The sequence below is a fragment of the Streptomyces sp. RLA012 genome (genome assembly GCF_056270325.1).
Map to the genome: position 1 here is coordinate 577,630 of NZ_JBWDPA010000002.1, position 15,914 is coordinate 593,543.

At 70.3% G+C, this 15,914-nt stretch carries 15 protein-coding genes; 3 read left to right on the forward strand and 12 right to left on the reverse strand.

Going from position 1 to position 15,914, the window contains the following annotated elements:
- Positions 1–27: 27 nt before the first annotated feature.
- Positions 28–1,578 carry an AMP-binding protein gene (locus RV986_RS02915; protein WP_475915862.1) on the reverse strand — a complete coding sequence of 517 codons (1,551 nt, stop codon included), beginning with the start codon at positions 1,576–1,578 and terminating at the stop codon, positions 28–30.
- A gap of 64 nt (positions 1,579–1,642) precedes the next feature.
- Between RV986_RS02915 and RV986_RS02920 the strand changes: the two genes are divergently transcribed.
- From RV986_RS02920 to RV986_RS02930, 3 genes are all read left to right on the forward strand, one after another.
- Positions 1,643–2,692: a 2Fe-2S iron-sulfur cluster-binding protein gene (locus tag RV986_RS02920; protein WP_475915863.1), complete on the forward strand. Its 1,050-nt coding sequence runs from the start codon at positions 1,643–1,645 to the stop codon at positions 2,690–2,692.
- Between the two features lie 109 nt (positions 2,693–2,801).
- The gene (locus RV986_RS02925) at positions 2,802–3,521 is read left to right on the forward strand and encodes an enoyl-CoA hydratase/isomerase family protein (RefSeq protein ID WP_475915864.1); all 720 of its coding nucleotides are present in this window, start codon (positions 2,802–2,804) and stop codon (positions 3,519–3,521) included.
- Complete coding sequence (locus RV986_RS02930; RefSeq protein ID WP_475915865.1) at positions 3,511–4,239, forward strand: alpha/beta hydrolase fold domain-containing protein; 729 nt, start codon at positions 3,511–3,513, stop codon at positions 4,237–4,239. The genes RV986_RS02925 and RV986_RS02930 overlap by 11 nt, the downstream gene beginning before the upstream one ends.
- Here RV986_RS02930 and RV986_RS02935 read toward each other — a convergent pair.
- The 11 genes from RV986_RS02935 to RV986_RS02985 form a co-directional block, all read right to left on the reverse strand.
- Positions 4,193–4,762, reverse strand: a complete 570-nt coding sequence (locus RV986_RS02935) for a TetR/AcrR family transcriptional regulator (RefSeq protein ID WP_475915866.1) — start codon at positions 4,760–4,762, stop codon at positions 4,193–4,195. The genes RV986_RS02930 and RV986_RS02935 overlap by 47 nt on opposite strands.
- Before the next feature lie 153 nt (positions 4,763–4,915).
- Positions 4,916–5,734 carry an NAD(P)-dependent oxidoreductase gene (locus tag RV986_RS02940; RefSeq protein ID WP_475915867.1) on the reverse strand — a complete coding sequence of 273 codons (819 nt, stop codon included), beginning with the start codon at positions 5,732–5,734 and terminating at the stop codon, positions 4,916–4,918.
- Positions 5,734–6,381: a DoxX family protein gene (locus tag RV986_RS02945; RefSeq protein WP_475915868.1), complete on the reverse strand. Its 648-nt coding sequence runs from the start codon at positions 6,379–6,381 to the stop codon at positions 5,734–5,736. The genes RV986_RS02940 and RV986_RS02945 overlap by 1 nt, the downstream gene beginning before the upstream one ends.
- Positions 6,378–7,265, reverse strand: a complete 888-nt coding sequence (locus tag RV986_RS02950) for an alpha/beta fold hydrolase (RefSeq protein ID WP_475915869.1) — start codon at positions 7,263–7,265, stop codon at positions 6,378–6,380. The genes RV986_RS02945 and RV986_RS02950 overlap by 4 nt, the downstream gene beginning before the upstream one ends.
- A 5-nt stretch (positions 7,266–7,270) precedes the next feature.
- Positions 7,271–8,932 carry a thiolase C-terminal domain-containing protein gene (locus RV986_RS02955; protein ID WP_475915870.1) on the reverse strand — a complete coding sequence of 554 codons (1,662 nt, stop codon included), beginning with the start codon at positions 8,930–8,932 and terminating at the stop codon, positions 7,271–7,273.
- Positions 8,933–8,993: 61 nt separating this feature from the next.
- The gene (locus RV986_RS02960; protein WP_475915871.1) at positions 8,994–10,361 is read right to left on the reverse strand and encodes a cytochrome P450; all 1,368 of its coding nucleotides are present in this window, start codon (positions 10,359–10,361) and stop codon (positions 8,994–8,996) included.
- 15 nt (positions 10,362–10,376) lie between these two features.
- Positions 10,377–10,568, reverse strand: coding sequence for a ferredoxin (locus RV986_RS02965; RefSeq protein WP_475915872.1), 192 nt, complete (start codon positions 10,566–10,568; stop codon positions 10,377–10,379).
- A 346-nt stretch (positions 10,569–10,914) separates the two neighbouring features.
- Entirely contained in the window at positions 10,915–12,273 is a 1,359-nt protein-coding gene (locus tag RV986_RS02970) for an ABC transporter substrate-binding protein (protein WP_475915873.1), read from the reverse strand.
- Positions 12,274–12,309: 36 nt separating this feature from the next.
- On the reverse strand, positions 12,310–13,512 hold the full coding sequence (locus RV986_RS02975) for a CaiB/BaiF CoA transferase family protein (RefSeq protein WP_475915874.1): 1,203 nt from the start codon (positions 13,510–13,512) through the stop codon (positions 12,310–12,312).
- Positions 13,512–14,948 carry an aldehyde dehydrogenase family protein gene (locus RV986_RS02980; RefSeq protein WP_475915875.1) on the reverse strand — a complete coding sequence of 479 codons (1,437 nt, stop codon included), beginning with the start codon at positions 14,946–14,948 and terminating at the stop codon, positions 13,512–13,514. The genes RV986_RS02975 and RV986_RS02980 overlap by 1 nt, the downstream gene beginning before the upstream one ends.
- Positions 14,945–15,679, reverse strand: a complete 735-nt coding sequence (locus RV986_RS02985) for an SDR family oxidoreductase (RefSeq protein ID WP_475915876.1) — start codon at positions 15,677–15,679, stop codon at positions 14,945–14,947. Before RV986_RS02985 ends, RV986_RS02980 begins: the two co-directional genes overlap by 4 nt.
- Positions 15,680–15,914 lie beyond the last annotated feature (235 nt).

Consider the following 15,914-nt stretch of genomic DNA (forward strand, 5'->3'; position numbering starts at 1 on the left):
CCTTCGCTGATTACGAGAATCCTATTCTCAACTTGCTCGTGCGGCAATGTCTCGACGGAGAACGAACTTCTGCACCTTGCCGCTCGCCGTCCGTGGGAACTCCTGCACGACGTGCAGTTCCTCCGGCCACTTCTGCCGGGCCAGACCTGCCCCTTCGAGGTGGGCGCGCATCTCGGCGAGCGTGGGCGCGGGGTGACCGGGCCGCAGCCGCAGGACCGCCGCCGCGTGTTCGCCGAGGCGGGCGTCGGGGGCGGCCACCACGGCGGCCTCGGCGACGGCCGGCAGGGCGAGCAGCACCTCCTCGACCTCCAGGGCGCCGATGTTCTCGCCGCCGCGGATGATGATGTCGGCCTTGCGGTCGGTGACGGTGAGGTAGCCGTCCTCGTCGATCACGCCGATGTCACCGGTGCGGTACCAGCCCTCGGCGTCGAAGGCGCGCTCGGTCAGGGCAGGATCGGTGTACCCGAGGCACAGATCGGGGCCGCGGCTGAGGATTTCGCCGTCCTGCGCCAACCGGATCTCCGTGCCGGGCAGCGCGTCGCCGTCGGTGTGGAGCCGTTTGGCCTCGGGGGCGGTGTACCGGGAGCCGGTGATCGAGGGGTGTTCGGTACTGCCGTACGAGCGGAAGACCGTCATGCCGAGCTCTGTGAGGCGGGTGGTGACCGCGACCGGGACCGCCGCCCCGCCGAGACCCGCGTACTTCATGGCGGCCAGGTGCCGGGGGGTGAAGTCGGGGTGGTCGAGCAGGCTCGTCATGAAGTACGCCGCCCCGCCGCCCACGGTGAGCCCGTCGCTCTCCATGAGCTTCAGTACCCGCGCGGGGTCCCAGACGTCGGCGAGGTTCACCGGTGAGCCGTCGAGGACGGGGATCAGGAAGGCGTTCACCATCCCGATGAAGTGCCCGACGGGAGCCGCGGTGAGCTGCCGGCCGCGGTCGGGCGGGTAGAGCCCGGCGAGCTGGCGGGTCTCGAAGCCCAGTGTCCGATGGGAGTGGACGACACCCTTGGGATCGCGGGTGGTGCCGGAGGTGAACGCGATCAGCGCGGGCGCCGCCGGGTCCGTCGCGAGGACACCGGGCATCGGGTCGTCGGCGAGCAGGTCGTCGAAGTCCCGCCCCACGACGCCGACCACGGGCACCGCGGCGCTCAGGTCCGGCTGGTGTTCCATCCGGCCGAAGCGGTCGGCCGCGATGAAGACGCGGGGCGCTACGGCGTCGAGGATGTAGCCGACCTCCTTGCGGCCGTAGAAGTGGACGATCGGCACCACGACCGCCCCGAGGAAGGCCGACGCCCAGAACACCGCGGCGGCCTCCATCCAGTTGGGCAGCTGGAAGGCGATGACATCCCCCGGACCGACCCCCCGGGCGCGCAGCCCCGCGGCGAGCCTGCGGGCCGTCCGCTCGACGTCGGCGAAGGTCCCCTCCCAGGGCCGGACGGCCGAGTGCACCCGGAACTCGGCATCGGGAGCGGCGTCGAGGCCGTGGGCCAGCAGGTCCCCGATCGTCTCCCGGGTCCACCAGCCCTCCGCTTCATACCGTTCGACCAGCTCGGCGGGCATCGTTCGCATGACGGTTCGCATGGCGAGAGCTCCCTCCTCAACACGAGAATTGCACTCTCGCAGAGGGAGAAGCTAAATTCCATACATGGTACGAGACCACGGCTTCCACTCGGTCCGGATCAAGCGGATCATCCAGGAGACAGCCGACACGCGCACATACGTACTCGATGCGCCGTTCCCCTATCGGGCCGGGCAGTTCCTGACGGTCAGGGCCTGCGGCACCCTGCGCAGTTACTCGATGTCGAGTTCCCCGGAGACCGACGACGAGTTGATGACCACGGTGAAGCGCGTGCCCGGTGGCCTGGTGTCGAACTGGATGCACGAACATCTCGCACCCGGCGACGTCATGGAGACCACGGTTCCCGCCGGGGTGTTCTGTCTGCGGGAGACCGACGAGCCCCTGGTGGCGTACTGCGGAGGCAGCGGCGTCACTCCGATCCTGTCGCTGGTCAAGTCCGCGCTGGCGACGACGGGCCGGCGGGTGCGCGTCCTGTCGGCCGACCGGGACGCCGGCTCGGTCATCTTCGCGTCCGCGCTGGCCGAGCTGGCCGAGCGGCACCCGGACCGGTTCGAGATCCGCCACCACCTGGACGACCAGGGGGGTTTCGTCACCGACCTGCAGGTGCGCGAGTTCGCCGGCGTCGACCTGGACGCGGACTTCTACCTCTGCGGTCCGGCGCCCTTCATGGATCTGGCCGAACGCGCCCTGCTCGTGCACGGGGTCGACGCCGAGCAGATCTTCGCCGAGCGCTTCAACCCGGCCGCCGACGACACACCGAGCAGCACGGGAAGCGGCGGTACGGACGCGGCACGGAAGGACGGCGCCACAGCACACAAGGATGGCGACGCGGCACAGAAGGAGGGCACGGTCAGCATCGTCCTCGCCGGCAAGCGCCGCACGGTGCCGCGGCACTCCGGCGAGACCCTGCTGGAGAGCGCGCGCCGGGCCGGCCTCATGCCGCCCTTCTCGTGCGAGTCGGGAAACTGCGGCACCTGCATCGCCCAGGTCACCGAGGGGGAGGCCAAGATGCGGGTGAACAACGCGCTCGACGACGACGAGGTGACCGAGGGCTGGGTCCTCACCTGCCAGGGCGAGCCGGTGAGCCCGGACATCACCGTCGTCTACGAGGACTGACGTGCACCGCGCGACGAGAAGGGGGCGGCTCCGGTCTGGACTGCCACTCTTGTCAAGAATATGATATTCGCATAGCGAGAACGTCACTCTCACCCATGGAGAAGCCTGCATGGTCGATCTTGAAATGGACCAGGGCCTGGCGGTCATCACCATCGACCGCCCCCACGCCCGCAACGCCATCGCGCCGGCCACCATGGATCAGTTGGACAAAGCCCTCGACGCGGCCTCGGACGCCCTGGCCCTGGTCGTCAGGGGCGCGGGCGACCGGGCGTTCGTCTCGGGCGGCGACCTGAAGGAGCTGGCCGCGATCCGCACCGAGGACGCGGCGACGGCCATGGCCCTGCGGATGCGGGGGATCTGCGACCGGCTCGCGCGCTTCCCCGGCCCGGTGGTCGCCGCCCTGAACGGCCATGCCCTGGGCGGTGGCGCCGAGTTCGCCATGGCCGCCGACATCCGCGTGGCCGCGGACGACATCAAGATCGGCTTCACCCAGGTGAATCTCGCGATCATGCCCGCGTGGGGCGGCGCCGAGCGGCTCGCCGAACTGATCGGCCGGGGGCGGGCGTTGATGCTCGCCGGCTCCGGAGCCGTGCTCGGCGCCGAGGAGGCCCAGCGACTCGGGGTGATCGACCGGGTGCTGCCGCGGGCCGACTTCGACCAGGGCTGGCGCGCCCTGGCCCGCTCCCTCGCCTCCGTCCCGGCGCGGGAGATCAAGCACGTCATGAGTGGCGCCGTGTCGGCGACCGGGGCGGCGCGCGCCTTCGCCCGCCTGTGGGTGGCCGACGAACACTGGCAAGCAGCGGAGAAGGTGATGTCCCGTGGCAAGTGAGATCCAGGTGGAGAACAGCCCCGTCGGTCCGGTCGTGCGTCCGCCCGGCGGCACCGAACTGGTCATCCTCTATCTGCACGGCGACCGGCACCTCACGTGCGCCCCGGAGGCCGCGCTCGACCTGGCCGGCCGGCTCGCCCTGTGGACGGACGCCGTCGTGGTCTGCGCCCGCTACGGGGGCACCTTCCCGGACGCCCTGGACGAGGTGCACGCCGCGTACGACCACTGCGAGGCCAGGGGTCCGGTCGCGGTGGCGGGCGAACGGCTGGGCGCCGGGCTCGCGGCCTCCCTGCTGGTGCGGCTGCGGGACCTCGGGGCCCCGCCGCCCCTGTGCGGGGTGCTGAACTCGGCGCTGCTCGACCTGACCCTGGACGCGCCGAGCCTGTTCCTCAACGCGGCGGCGGATCCCACCTTCGACGAGTCCGAACTCCGGCGCCGCGTCGCGCGCTACGCCGCGGGCACCGCGCCGAACGATCCGCTGCTGAGCCCGCTGCACGCCAACCTCCACGGGCTGCCCCCGGTCCAGCTGCTGGCGGCGGGCACCGATCCCCTGCTGGACGACTCCCTGGGGTTCGCCACCCGCGCCGCCCACTCCGGCGTCACCGTGGACCTGCGGATCCGGCCCGACGCGACCAGCCTCCACCCGGAGACCGTCACCGCGATGGGCGACTTCATACGGGCGTGGACCCCAGCAGGACGGACAGCACATCACGCATGATCTCCGGGTAGTCGTCCTGCTCACCGTCCAGCAGCCACTGCTGCTGCATGCCGTCGAGCATGGCCAGCATGGCCCGGGCCGCGGCCCGCGGGGCCAGACCGCTGGGCAGCCGGTCGCCGTACCGCTCGGTGAGCCGGGCGATCATCAGTGCCTGCATGGTCTCGTAGTGGTCGTGCAGGTACTGCTGCGCCGGAGCGGCTCCCGTGACCCCCTCGGCCAGCATCACGCTGTGGACCTGGGCCAGGCAGGGGTGGGTGTGGTCGTAGGCGACGACTTCGGCGAAGAGGGCCGGCCAGTCGTCGCCGAAGTCGTCGTGGCCGACCAGATGCTCACGGTTGAGGTCCTCCCGGAACCTCAGGAGGGCCATGAAGAGCTTCTTCTTGCTCGGAAAGTAGTGCAGCACGCCCTGCCTGGTCAGCCCCGCCCGCTCGGCGACCGCGTCGATCGAGGTCCCCCGATAGCCCCGCTCCGCGAACACCCGCAGTGCCGATTCAAGGATTTCCTCGCGTCGGGTCTCTTTCATCCGGTACCCCTCCCGCGGCGGACCGTGCGGACGTAACACTACGTTTACCGTCGCCGCCAGGGGAGTCCTCGGACACCTACCGTTCGGCGCCCGGCGCGCGTACCCTCCCGCGCTCGGCGCTTTGTCGCTCGATGCTCAGCGTTCGCTCGGTGCTCAGCGTTCGTGCGCGATCAGGGCGAGGGTGGCGTCCGCGGCCTCCAGCACGATGCCCGTCGAGGCCGTGGCCGGGCCGGCCAGGTCGGCCACCAGCCGGACGTCCTTGCGCAGCAGCGGTCCGGCCTGGGACGCGATGCGTTCGAGCGTCCCGCCGGCGGCCGCGATCCGGCCCAGCGCGAAGCTGGACCCGCTGCCGTGGGCCATCACCTCGGCGAGCCCGGCGGGATCGACGTCGAGTTCCCGGCCCAGCGCGAGCGCACCCGCGGCGGTCGCGAGATTGGCCGTGAACAGCACATTGTTGAGGAGTTTGGTGACCTGCCCGGACCCGAGCGGGCCCATGTGGACGACGGGATCGCCGAAGGTCTCGAACACCCGGCGGCAGAATCCGACGGTGCCGGACTCACCGCCGACCATCACCAGCAGACGGCCCTGGGCGGCCGCCGGGCCGCCGCCGCTCACCGGCGCGTCGATCAGCGCGACCCCGCGCGCCCGGGCCCGGTCGGCGAGGCGACGGCAGGTGTCGGGGTGGATCGTGCTGTGCACGGCGATCACCCCGCCCTGTCTGAGACCCGCCAGCACGCCGTCGTCCCCGACCACGACCTCCTCGACGTCCGCGTCGTCGACGACACAGACGCACACCAGGTCACTGGCCGTGGCCAGTTCGGCGGGGGACGCGGCGCGCTTGGCGGGCGTGTCGTCGAAGGGGGCGAGCGAGACGGGACGTCGTGCCCACAGGGTCGTCTCGAAGCCCGCGTCGACGATCCGGCGTGCCATGGGGGCACCCTGGCTGCCCAGACCTATGAATCCCACACGCATCAGCGGGCCTCCTGCTCGGCCGGTTGTCCGGTCGCCCCGGTGGCTCCCGCCGTGTCGGTCGTCGTCGGTTCCGTCGCCGGTTCCATGGCCGTCGGTTCCGCCGTCGGTTCGGTCGTCGGTTCGGCCGTCGGTTCGGCCGTCGGTTCGGTCGTCGTCGGTTCCGGGCGCCAGAACACGCCGAGCAGACCGGCCGTCGCCGCCACGGCCACGCCGAGGGCGACACCGCCGCCGGCCCAGCCGGTCACCTCGACGTCGCCCGCGTGGTCCACGGAGAACCGGCCGGGGCCCAGCACGGCCAGGGCCAGCGAGACCACCGAAAGGACGAGGACGTACTCGTACCCCTCCTTGAAGACGAAGAAGCCGTTCGGCCGGTGCGCGAGGATTCCCGCGACCAGCATCACGGAGATGACCGCCGCGCAGGCCAGCGGGGTGAGGAGCCCGGCGATCAGCAGCGCGCCCGCGCCCACTTCGGTCACCACGCTCATCCACGCCTGCAGCCTTCCCTGCCGCAGTCCGAGGCCGGTGAACCAGCGGGCGGTGCCCTCGATCCGGCCGCCGCCCCGCCAGTGGTTGAGGCCGTGCGCGATCATCACGATGCCCAGGACCACCCGTACCAGCAGCAGCGCTGCCATGTCCGCGTCGCTCAACTCGCCCTCCCGGGCCGCTCTTGTGCCGCGCTCCCGCGAGCCAGCACGCATTCCTCGACGAACGACAGGATCTTGAGGTGGTACGCCATGGCCGTCAGCCCGATGCTCAAGTTGTGGCCGCCGTCCGCCTGTTCGCCGACCACGACCCGCGGGGAGGCGGTGAACAGGGACGCGATGTCGGCCAGCGCCGCGGGCCCGGAGCGCCACACCCGCTCGTGCTCGCCGAGGCTGTAGTGCACCGGAACCCGTACCCGCGGGGCGAGTTCGGGGAAGACGAGCGGCCAGCCCCTGGCCACCTTGCCCTCGTAGGCGGGCGAGGCGGACGCGAACCGGGCGCCCCCCACGACGTCGTCCTCGTAGAGGCGCGAGGGCTTCCACAGCAGGTCCCGGACGCTGCCGGCGGCCGGCCTCGGCCACGACTCGTTGTGCCGCACCCCCAGGATGTCCACCGCGTCGTCGTGATGGTGGCGCCCGATGCCGGCGATCTCCACACCCAGCAGCTCGCTCCCCCGCTCGTCGCCCGCCATGCGCAGCGCCAGCTCGCAGCCGATCGAGTGCGCCATCACGAAGACGCCCGCCCCACGCGGACGTGAGGCGAGCAGCCGGTCCACCGCCGCGTAGGCGAAATCCACCCGCCGCTCCTCGTCCGCCAACTCCTCGGCGTACGGGGCGGAGCTGCCGTATCCCGGACGGTCGAGGGCGAGGACGGTGAACCCGAGCGCCGTGCCGGTGCGCAGTAGTGACAGGTGCGGCCTGCCCGGGTAGTCGAAGTAGCCCGAGTGCGCGGCCCCGCCGTGCAGGGCCACGACGACGGCCCGTGGCTGCCGCGCCTCCTGGAGCAGGGCGGAGGCGGGGATGCCGTCGACGTCGACGACTCGGGACACGCCGCTCACGTGTCCGCCCGCAGCAGGATCACACCGCTCGGTGTGAGGCCGCCGGTGCTCGTCACGGCGACCCGGGCACCCTCCACCTGGCGTGCCCCGCCCTCGCCGCGCAGCTGTGTCACGGCCTCGTGGACGAGCCCCAGGCCATGGGTGCGGCCGTGCGAGAGCTGGCCTCCGTGGGTGTTCAGCGGCAGCAGTCCGTCCCTGGCGATGTTCTTGCCCCCGTCGAGGAAGTCCTTGGCCTCACCGATGCCGCAGAAGCCCAGCCCCTCGATCCAGGAGAGGCAGTTGAAGGTGAAGCCGTCGTAGAGCTGGGCCACGTCGACGTCCGAGGGGCGCAGCGAGGTGCGCGTCCACAGATGGGCGGACTGGCCGAGCACCTGCGGTTCATGGGTGGAGGTGCTCTGGTCCCACTCCAGCCGTTCCATGATCTGGGTTCCGACGGCCTCCACGAGCACCGGCGGTCCGGCCAGGTCCCGTGCCGCGTCCACGGCGGACACGATCACGGCGACCGATCCGTCGCAGGGCACGTCGCAGTCGTACAGTCCGAACGGCGTGGTGACCGTCCTGGCCGACAGATAGTCGTCCATGGTCATCGGGTCGCGGTAGATCGCGGTCGGGTTGAGCGCGGCGTTCGCCCGCTGGTTGAGGGCGATCCAGCCGAGCGTCTCACGCGAGCTGCCGTAGCGGTGGAAGTGCCGCTGGGCGTTCTGGGCCAGGGTGTGGGCCGCGGAGACCGCTCCGAAGGGCTTCTGCCAGCCGGTGACCCGGCGCCCGCCCTCAAGGGTGATCCGGCCGCGCCGTATCAGTTCGCCGTACGAGGCCTCCCAGACCGTACGGAAGCACAGCACATGCCGGGCCAGTCCGCCCGCGACCGCCAGCATCGCCGCGATGAGCGAGCCGCCGGGGCCGAAGGTCTCGGCGCCGCCGTTGTACCAGGTGGGCCTGATGCCGAGGGCGTCCTCCAGCGCGGTGATGCCGCCCTCGGCGAAGCCGCCGAACGCGCCGGCGCCCGGGTAGGTGGCGAGGCCGTCGATGTCGTCGAGGGTGAGGCCGGCGTCCGCGAGGGCGCGTTCGCAGGCCCGCACCGTCAGCGACAGCGGCGGGACCATCAGTCTGCGCCCGATCTCCGACATCCCGATGCCGCTGATCGCGACCTTGTCCTCGAACTTCTCGGGGGTGGTCATCGGGCGTATGTGGCGCCGCATGTCCCCGGGTTCCACCGGGTCCGGGGGGAGCGGGGCCGGGGGCCCCTGTTCGGCCACGGGGCGGAAGAGCGGCAGCCACACGTCCTCGGCCTGTTCGAAGACGACCTCCACCCGCATGCCCAGATGCAGCTCGTCGGGCTCGCACTCGACGAGGTTGGTGGTGAGCCGGACCCTGGTGTCCTCCTCCAGGGCGACCTGCGCCACGACATAGGGCGCGGGCATTCCGGGCGCGCTGAACCGGTGGTTGACGGTGAATCCGATCAGCGTCGCGTATCCGGAGACGGCCCGCACCCCGGTCTCGTGCCCCCGGCAGTACCGGCAGACCGGCTGCGGTGGATGCAGCAGGGCCGCGCAGGATGAACACTCCGTCACGCGCAACCGGCCGTCCGCGCCGGAGGTCCAGAAGAACTCGTTCTCCTCTGTGACCACCGGCAGCGGACGTCCCGTGGGTCCGGCCACATCCTCTCCTCACCGTGCCGCCGCTCGGGCGGCACCTGTACGTCCGTCGGGCCGGCGAAGGTCAACGGTCGATCTTCGCCTGCCCCTTGCGTACCGTGACCGGCTCGGCGAGCCGCTGTTCGTCGACGACCCGCTGGAGGGTCTCCAGCGTCTCGTCCAGCCCGGCGCCGATCCGGGGACCCGGCGTGAAGGTCGCCGGGAGGTGCCGCATGCCCTGGATGATGCCGATCGTCTCGTAGTGCTCGGCGCCCTCCGGGTCGCAGTGGAAGTCCGGCATCCGGTCGAGCACCTGGGTGACCATCCGTTTGAACACCGTGCGCGCCACGTTGGAGCCGATGCACCGGTGGATGCCGAGGCCGAAGCTGCTGTGCCGGTTGCCCTTGCGCTCCATGTCGATGGAGTGGGGTTCGGGGAACACCTGCGGGTCCCGGTTCGCCATCGCCCAGGACAGCCAGAGCCGTTCCCCCTCCTTGAACCGGGTGCCGGCGATCTCGCAGTCCGCGGAGAAGGTACGTCCGTCCCCCGGCGCGGGTGCGTAGAAGCGCAGGAACTCCTCGGTCGCGGAGTCCAGCAGCGCCTTGCGGTCCCGGCTGAGACGGTCGCGCTCGGCCGGGTGCTCCGAGAGCCACTCCAGCGCGTGCGCGGTGAGCGCCGTGGTGGTGTCGAAGCCGCCGCCGATCAACAGGGCCAGCACGCCCAGGAGTTCGTCGTCGGGCGGGGACTGGCCGTTGATCTCCGCGCGGACCAGGGCGTCGACCAGGCCCGGTCGCGGGGTCTGCCGGACCTCCGCGATGGTCATGGCCAGGTCCATGCCCATCGCTTTCTGCAGTTCGACGACGCGGGCCTGGTCGGGCGAGTTCGGCGGGGTGTAGACCGAGGCGTGCGCCGCCTCGTTGTAGATGGTCCACTTCTTGACCGGGATGCCCATCATGGCGAGCGTGAGCACGGCCGGCACGACGTTGGCGAGGTGGTCGACGAAGTCGATCCGCCCCGACTCGATCCTCTCGTCGATGCAGGCGCGCGCCACTTCGTCGATCAGCGGAATCCAGCGGCTGATGGCGGCGGGCGACAGATACGGGTTGAGGGTCTGGCGGTAGTAGCGCTGCTCGGGCGGATCCATCTCCAGGAACCCGCCCCGGGTGGCCTTCGCCCGGGGCGGCGGCGGGATGGTGATCCCCTCGTATCCGCGCCGCTCGCCCTTGACGTCGTGGTCGTTGGAGAGGAACTCGGCGGACCGGGCCAGCTCGAAGACCTCGCGGTTGCCACTGGCGACCCAGTGGCCGCCGTAGGTCTCCGACCAGGCGATGGGGCACTTGGACTGCAACTCATGGGTGACCGCCTGGAATTCGTGGCGGTACTCGGGAGTGTGCCGGTCGAAGTGCACCGGGTTCCTCTTGGGGTCGTCGTTGACGGAGTCGTCCGTAGTCATCGGAGTGTTCTCCCCTCAGGAGATGAAGATCGCTCGCTCGGGGCAGGACCTGACGGCCTCGACGGCCTCGTCCTGCTGGTCGTCCGCGACCTCTTCCTTGATCACCGACGAGTGGCCGTCGATCTCGCTGAGCTCGAAGATGTCCGGAGCCCGCATGGCGCAGAGCGTGTGACCCTGGCAGCGCTCCGGGTCTACCCGTACCTTCACCTGGTTCCTCCGAGGATGCCCCGGCCTTCAGACCGGGGAGGAATCGGACTCCTGCGGAGCAGGGCAGGGAACGGGACTTCGCCTCCAGGGCGAAAGACCGTCCACGCGATCGGGTAAGGTGCTCGATGTGCGTTGCGAGAACCAAGCGCGCACACCGTGTTGAGCGAGAGCCAAGCCGGCACAGCAACTCCTTTGCTTGTAGTACCAAACCGGGCAGGTTCCGACCCGGCTGGTGTTGAGGGTGTAAGACCCGTAGGTCTGCTGGATCCGCGGGCAGCCTGAGCCAGGAATCCCCCTGCTTCAGCGGGGGGAGGGTTCAAGTCGCTTCCTTCCTGCCGCAGGGTGGCTACTTCAGGTCCGCCAACGACTTGCCGACATCGCCCAAGGTCATGGGCTTGGTGTAGGTGCCCTTGAACTTGTAGGGGGTCCCATTGCAGCGATAGGCGCCGGTGTCGGGCTTGAAGTCGGCCGCCACCCAGCCCTTCGCGGTCGCCTTGACGGGGTCGAAGCACTTGGGAGGCACGGTGGAGGACGACAGGTCCATCGGGGCCTGCAGGCCACCGCCGGTCCAGGCGGTCTGCTTGAGCGCGTTGTCGTACACGCACTTGCGGGTGAGCTCGGCGCAGTCGCCTGCGGCCGTGGCGAACAGCAGCCAGCTGGAGAAGGCCTTCAGCGCCGGCAGCGTGACATGGGCGTCGGGGGCGTACTTCTTGAAGAGGTCCTCGACCGCCTTGGTCGCCGGGTTGGAGGAGTCCTCCAGCGGGGCGAAGCCGCCGAGGTCGGCGAAGTTGGCCTGCTTCGCCAGCGCGGGACCGGCCAGTTGGATGAAGGCGGGGCCGTAGGCGTTGCTGTTGGCGTCGATCCAGTCGGGTGCGTAGCCGATGTTGGTGAGGACCTGCTCCAGCTTGGCCAGGCTGGCGAAGTCACCGAGGAAGACCAGTCCCTTGACCTTCTTGTTCTTGATGGACTGGGCGTACGGCGTCCAGTCGGACACGCCCTGGGCCGGGTACAGGTCCGAGTAGGTGATCTTGCCGCCCGCCGAGACCAGCGTCTCCTTGTCCTGCGCGGTGATGGGTTTGACGACCGGGGAGTCACCGGCGATGATGCCGACGCTGCTCGCCGAGGCCGGGTACGCCTCCTTGAGCAGCCAGGAGAAGTAGCCCCCGTAGGGCGAATAACCGGTGGCGGCGCCCTGGACGGTCACCTGGAGGTCCGCTCCGATGGCCTGGCTGGTCTGGGCGGGGAAGTCGGGGAGCAGGCAGTTCAGCCTGTCCTTGACGCCCATGCCGTCGAGCGCGGCGCCGCCGCCGACGAGCGCGAAGTCCGACCGGCAGGCCTCGATCATCCGCTGGCGGACCTCGACGAGCTTGGAGTCGTGGGTGACGGGAACGAGTTTGCGCCCGTTGATGCCGCCCGCGTCGTTGCACCACGAGGTGAACACCTTGGCCGCGTCGACGAACTCCGGGTTCTTGGTGAAGCCGACGTCGCTGAAGACGCCGACCTTGATCTCGGAGTTGGTGACTCCCTGGGCGGTGGAGGCCTTGACGGTGCCGGAGTGGCAGACATTCTTGAGCGTGCCGAAGTCGGCCGCCGCGGCGGAGCCGGACGCCGACGTGGAAGGCTTGTCGCCACTCGGCGACGTGGTGGAGCGGGCGGAACACCCGGCCAGGGCCAGGACGGCCACAGCGATGAGCAAGCGTCTCATCGGTTCTCCTCGAAATCGTTCCCCGAAAAAGGGTGGTCAGGTGACCGCGCCCGCTTCTTTCAGCTCGATGATGCGGGGCCAGTCCAGTCCCAGTTCCATGAGGATTTCCTCGGTCTGGGCAGCGAACTCGGGCGCCGGCCCGAGAGCGGGAGCGGTGGTGTCGAACTGCACGGGGCTGGCGGCCAGATCGATCTCGCCGACCCGGAGCAGATACTCGTTCGCCCGGATCTGCGCGTCGGCGCCGACCTGCAGGGTGTCCTGCACCGGGGCCCACGGCCCGGCCAGGGTGGCGAAGCGTTCGGTCCACTCGGCGAGGGTGCGGCCGGCCAGCGCCGTCCGCAGGATCTTGACGGCCTCTTCGGTGTTCGCGGCGAGCAGCTCCGCCGTGGCGAAGCGGGGGTCGTCGGCCAGCTCGGGGTGGTCGATGTGGTGGCACACGTCGGCCCAGAACTTGCCGGGCTGGAGCATGACGAAGGCCAGATAGCGGTCGTCGGCCGTGGCGTAGATGCCGGACAGCGGGTTGATCGGCGAGCCGTGGGTACCCGGCACCGGTGCCACCCAGGGCTGGTCGAGGTGCAGCGAGACCGCGGTGGCCTGGCCGTTGGCCCATACGCCGCTGCCGAGCAGGGAGACGTCCACGACCGACGGTTCGCCGGTGCGCTCGCGCCGCAGCAGTGCCGCCGCGATGCCTCCGGCGAGGTTCGTGCCGGAGATGGTGTCCCCGTAGGCGGGTGTGGGGCTGATCATGCCCTCGACACCGGGCGGGGTGATGCTGGCGGCGGTGCCGCCCCGGGCCCAGAAGGCGGTCATGTCGTAGCCGCCCTTCTCGGATTCCGGTCCGCGTGGCCCGAGCGCGCTGCCCCGGGCGTAGATGATGCGGGGGTTGACCGCGCGGATGTCGTCCACGTCGATACCGAACCGCCGCCGGTGTCCGGGCAGGAAGCTGGTCAGGAACACATCGGAGCGGCGGGCCAGGTCGTGCAGCACTTCCTTGCCCTCGGGCCGGGTCATGTCGAGGCCGAGGCTGCGCTTGCCCCGGTTGGCGTGCTCGATGTTGGGGTTCGGCTCGCCCTCGACGCGCAGCGTGCCGGTCTGTCGCAGACCGCGCTGCGGATCGCCCGTGACGGCGTGCTCGACCTTGATGACGTCGGCGCCCCAGTCGGCGAGCACGGCTCCGGCCGAGGGAACGAAGCCGTACATGGCGACTTCGAGGACGCGGATGCCTTCGAGCGGACGCATTACGGGACCACCACCGCGAAGGACTTGGTCTCCAGGAACTCCTCCAGTCCGGCGACGCCGCTCTCCCGGCCGACGCCCGACTGCTTGTAGCCGCCGAAGGGGACTTCCTGGGAGAAGTAGTTGCCGCCGTTGATGCTGAAGGTGCCGGTGCGGATCCGGCGCGCCACGGCGATGGCCCGCTCGTTGTCGGCGCTCTGCACCGCGCCGGAGAGGCCGAAGATCGAGTCGTTGGCGATGCGCACGGCGTCGTCCTCGCCGTCGTAGGGGATGACCGCGAGCACCGGTCCGAAGACCTCGTCCTGTGCGATCTCGCTGGCCGGGTCGACGTCGGCGAGCAGAGTGGGCGTGTAGAAGAAACCCGGGTCGACGCGCTTGCCGCCGGTGACCAGGGTGGCGCCGGCCGCGACGGCCCGCTGGACCATGCCGTCGACCTTGTCGCGCTGACGCTCACTGATGAGCGGTCCCATGAAGGTCTTGGGGTCGTTCGGATCGCCGTACGAGACGCGTTCGAGACCGGCGGCGACCATGGCGACGATCTCGTCGTGGTGCTCCCTGGGCACCAGCAGCCGGGAGGTGAGCGCGCAGCCCTGTCCGGAGTGGGAGCAGATGGTGAAGGCCGCGAACATGGAGGCGGCGCGGAAGTCGGCGTCGTCGAGCACGATCATGGCGGACTTGCCGCCGAGTTCCAGGAAGACCTTCTTCACGGTGGCGCTCGCGGCCTCCATGATCCGGCGGCCGGTGGCGGTGGAGCCGGTGAAGGTGATCATGTCGACGTCGGGGTGCTTGGTGAGCACCTCACCGGCCTCGATCCCGGAGGAGACGATGACGTTGGCCACGCCGGGCGGGATGTCCGTGTGCTCGGCGATCAGTTCGCCCAGGTACAGGGTGGTCAGCGGGGTGTCCGGGGCGCCCTTGAGGACGACCGTGCAGCCGGCGGCGAGCGCGGGGACCAGCTTGGCGAGCGCGAGCTGGTTCGGGTAGTTGTACGGGATGATCGCGGCGACGACTCCGGCCGCCTCCTTCTCCACCCAGCGGCGGTGCCGCTGCCCGCGGATCTCGGTCTCGCCGAGTTCCTCGGTCAGGGGGTACTTCTCCAGCAGGTCGGTGTAGTACGAGACCAGCTTGATCGGCTCGTCCAGCTGGGGGCCGTGGGTGAGCATGCGGGGCGCGCCGACCTCGGCGATCGTCAGGTCGCGCAGCTCTTCCTGATGGTCGGTCAGCGCCTGGTGCAGCTGGCGGAGACAGCGCAGGCGCTGGGCGGTGTCGGTCGCCCAGCTCGTGGTGTCGAAGGCGCGGCGGGCGGCCGCGACGGCGGTTTCGGCCTCGGCGGCCGTGGCGTCGGGGGCCTGGTCGAGCACCTCGCCGGTCGCGGGGTTGAGCGAGGGGAAGGTCTTCTCGGTCTCGACGAGCCGGCCGTCGATGAGCAGGCGCTTCACAGCCGGACCACCTGTCCGCCGTCGACGCTGACGACCTGACCGGTCAGCCAGCGTGCCTCGTCGGAGAGCAGGAACAGGACGGCGGGCGCCAGGTCTTCGGGCGTGCCCATCCGCTTGATGGCCAGGCTGTTGGTCATCTGCTCCTGGAACTCCTTGGGCACGATGCTCCGGGTGGCCTCGGTGTCGGTGGGGCCCGGCGCGATCCCGTTGACCCGGATGTTCTTGCCGCCGAGTTCGGCGGCGAGCGAGGCGGTCAGGCTGTTGATCCCGGCCTTGGCCAGTCCGTAGTAACCGCCCCCGAGCCAGGCGGCCGTGGACGACTGGTTGACGATGGCGCCGCCCTCGGTCATGTGCGGGACGACCGCGCGGGTGCAGTGCAGCGCGCCCATCAGGTTCACCTGGAGGAAGCGGTTGAGGTAGTCGAGGGGGACCGTGGTGAGGCCGTCGCGCCTCATGCTGTGGAAGATGGCCGCGTTGTTGACCAGGTGGTCGATGCGCCCGAACTCCGCCATCACGGCGGCCGCCATCGCCTCCGCGGACGCGGGGTCGGCGACGTCCACCTTGACGAACAGAGCCGCGTCGCCGATCTCCTTGGCGACCCGCTCGCCCTGTTCCTCGTTGAGCTCGGCGACCACCACGCGTGCGCCCTCGGCGGCCAGCGCCCGGGCATAACCCTCACCGATGCCCTGGCCCGCGCCGGTGACGATCGCAACCTTGTCCTGGAACCGCATCCTGCCTCCTTGCTCGGATGTGGTGGAAACTACATTCTCAGCCTGCGCAAATCAATATTCCGGAAACGAGAACGTCATGCCAGATCACAGAAGCTCCCGACCGGCCGAACCTGACCGTTATTCAGGTTGGGAGCCCGATCACGCCGTTCGGCGAGGAGCGAGAGCCCCGTCGTCCCGGGCCTTCCGGTAGGCCAACCGGCGAGAATACTATTCTCGCATCTGGAAGGGAGATTTT

Coding starts and splice junctions, on each gene's coding strand:
- RV986_RS02915 (WP_475915862.1), bottom strand. CDS start 1,578: ATGCGAACCGTCATGCGAACGATGCCCGCCGAGCTGGTCGAACGGTAT.
- RV986_RS02920 (WP_475915863.1), top strand. CDS start 1,643: ATGGTACGAGACCACGGCTTCCACTCGGTCCGGATCAAGCGGATCATC.
- RV986_RS02925 (WP_475915864.1), top strand. CDS start 2,802: ATGGTCGATCTTGAAATGGACCAGGGCCTGGCGGTCATCACCATCGAC.
- RV986_RS02935 (WP_475915866.1), bottom strand. CDS start 4,762: ATGAAAGAGACCCGACGCGAGGAAATCCTTGAATCGGCACTGCGGGTG.
- RV986_RS02940 (WP_475915867.1), bottom strand. CDS start 5,734: ATGCGTGTGGGATTCATAGGTCTGGGCAGCCAGGGTGCCCCCATGGCA.
- RV986_RS02960 (WP_475915871.1), bottom strand. CDS start 10,361: ATGACTACGGACGACTCCGTCAACGACGACCCCAAGAGGAACCCGGTG.
- RV986_RS02970 (WP_475915873.1), bottom strand. CDS start 12,273: ATGAGACGCTTGCTCATCGCTGTGGCCGTCCTGGCCCTGGCCGGGTGT.
- RV986_RS02975 (WP_475915874.1), bottom strand. CDS start 13,512: ATGCGTCCGCTCGAAGGCATCCGCGTCCTCGAAGTCGCCATGTACGGC.
- RV986_RS02985 (WP_475915876.1), bottom strand. CDS start 15,679: ATGCGGTTCCAGGACAAGGTTGCGATCGTCACCGGCGCGGGCCAGGGC.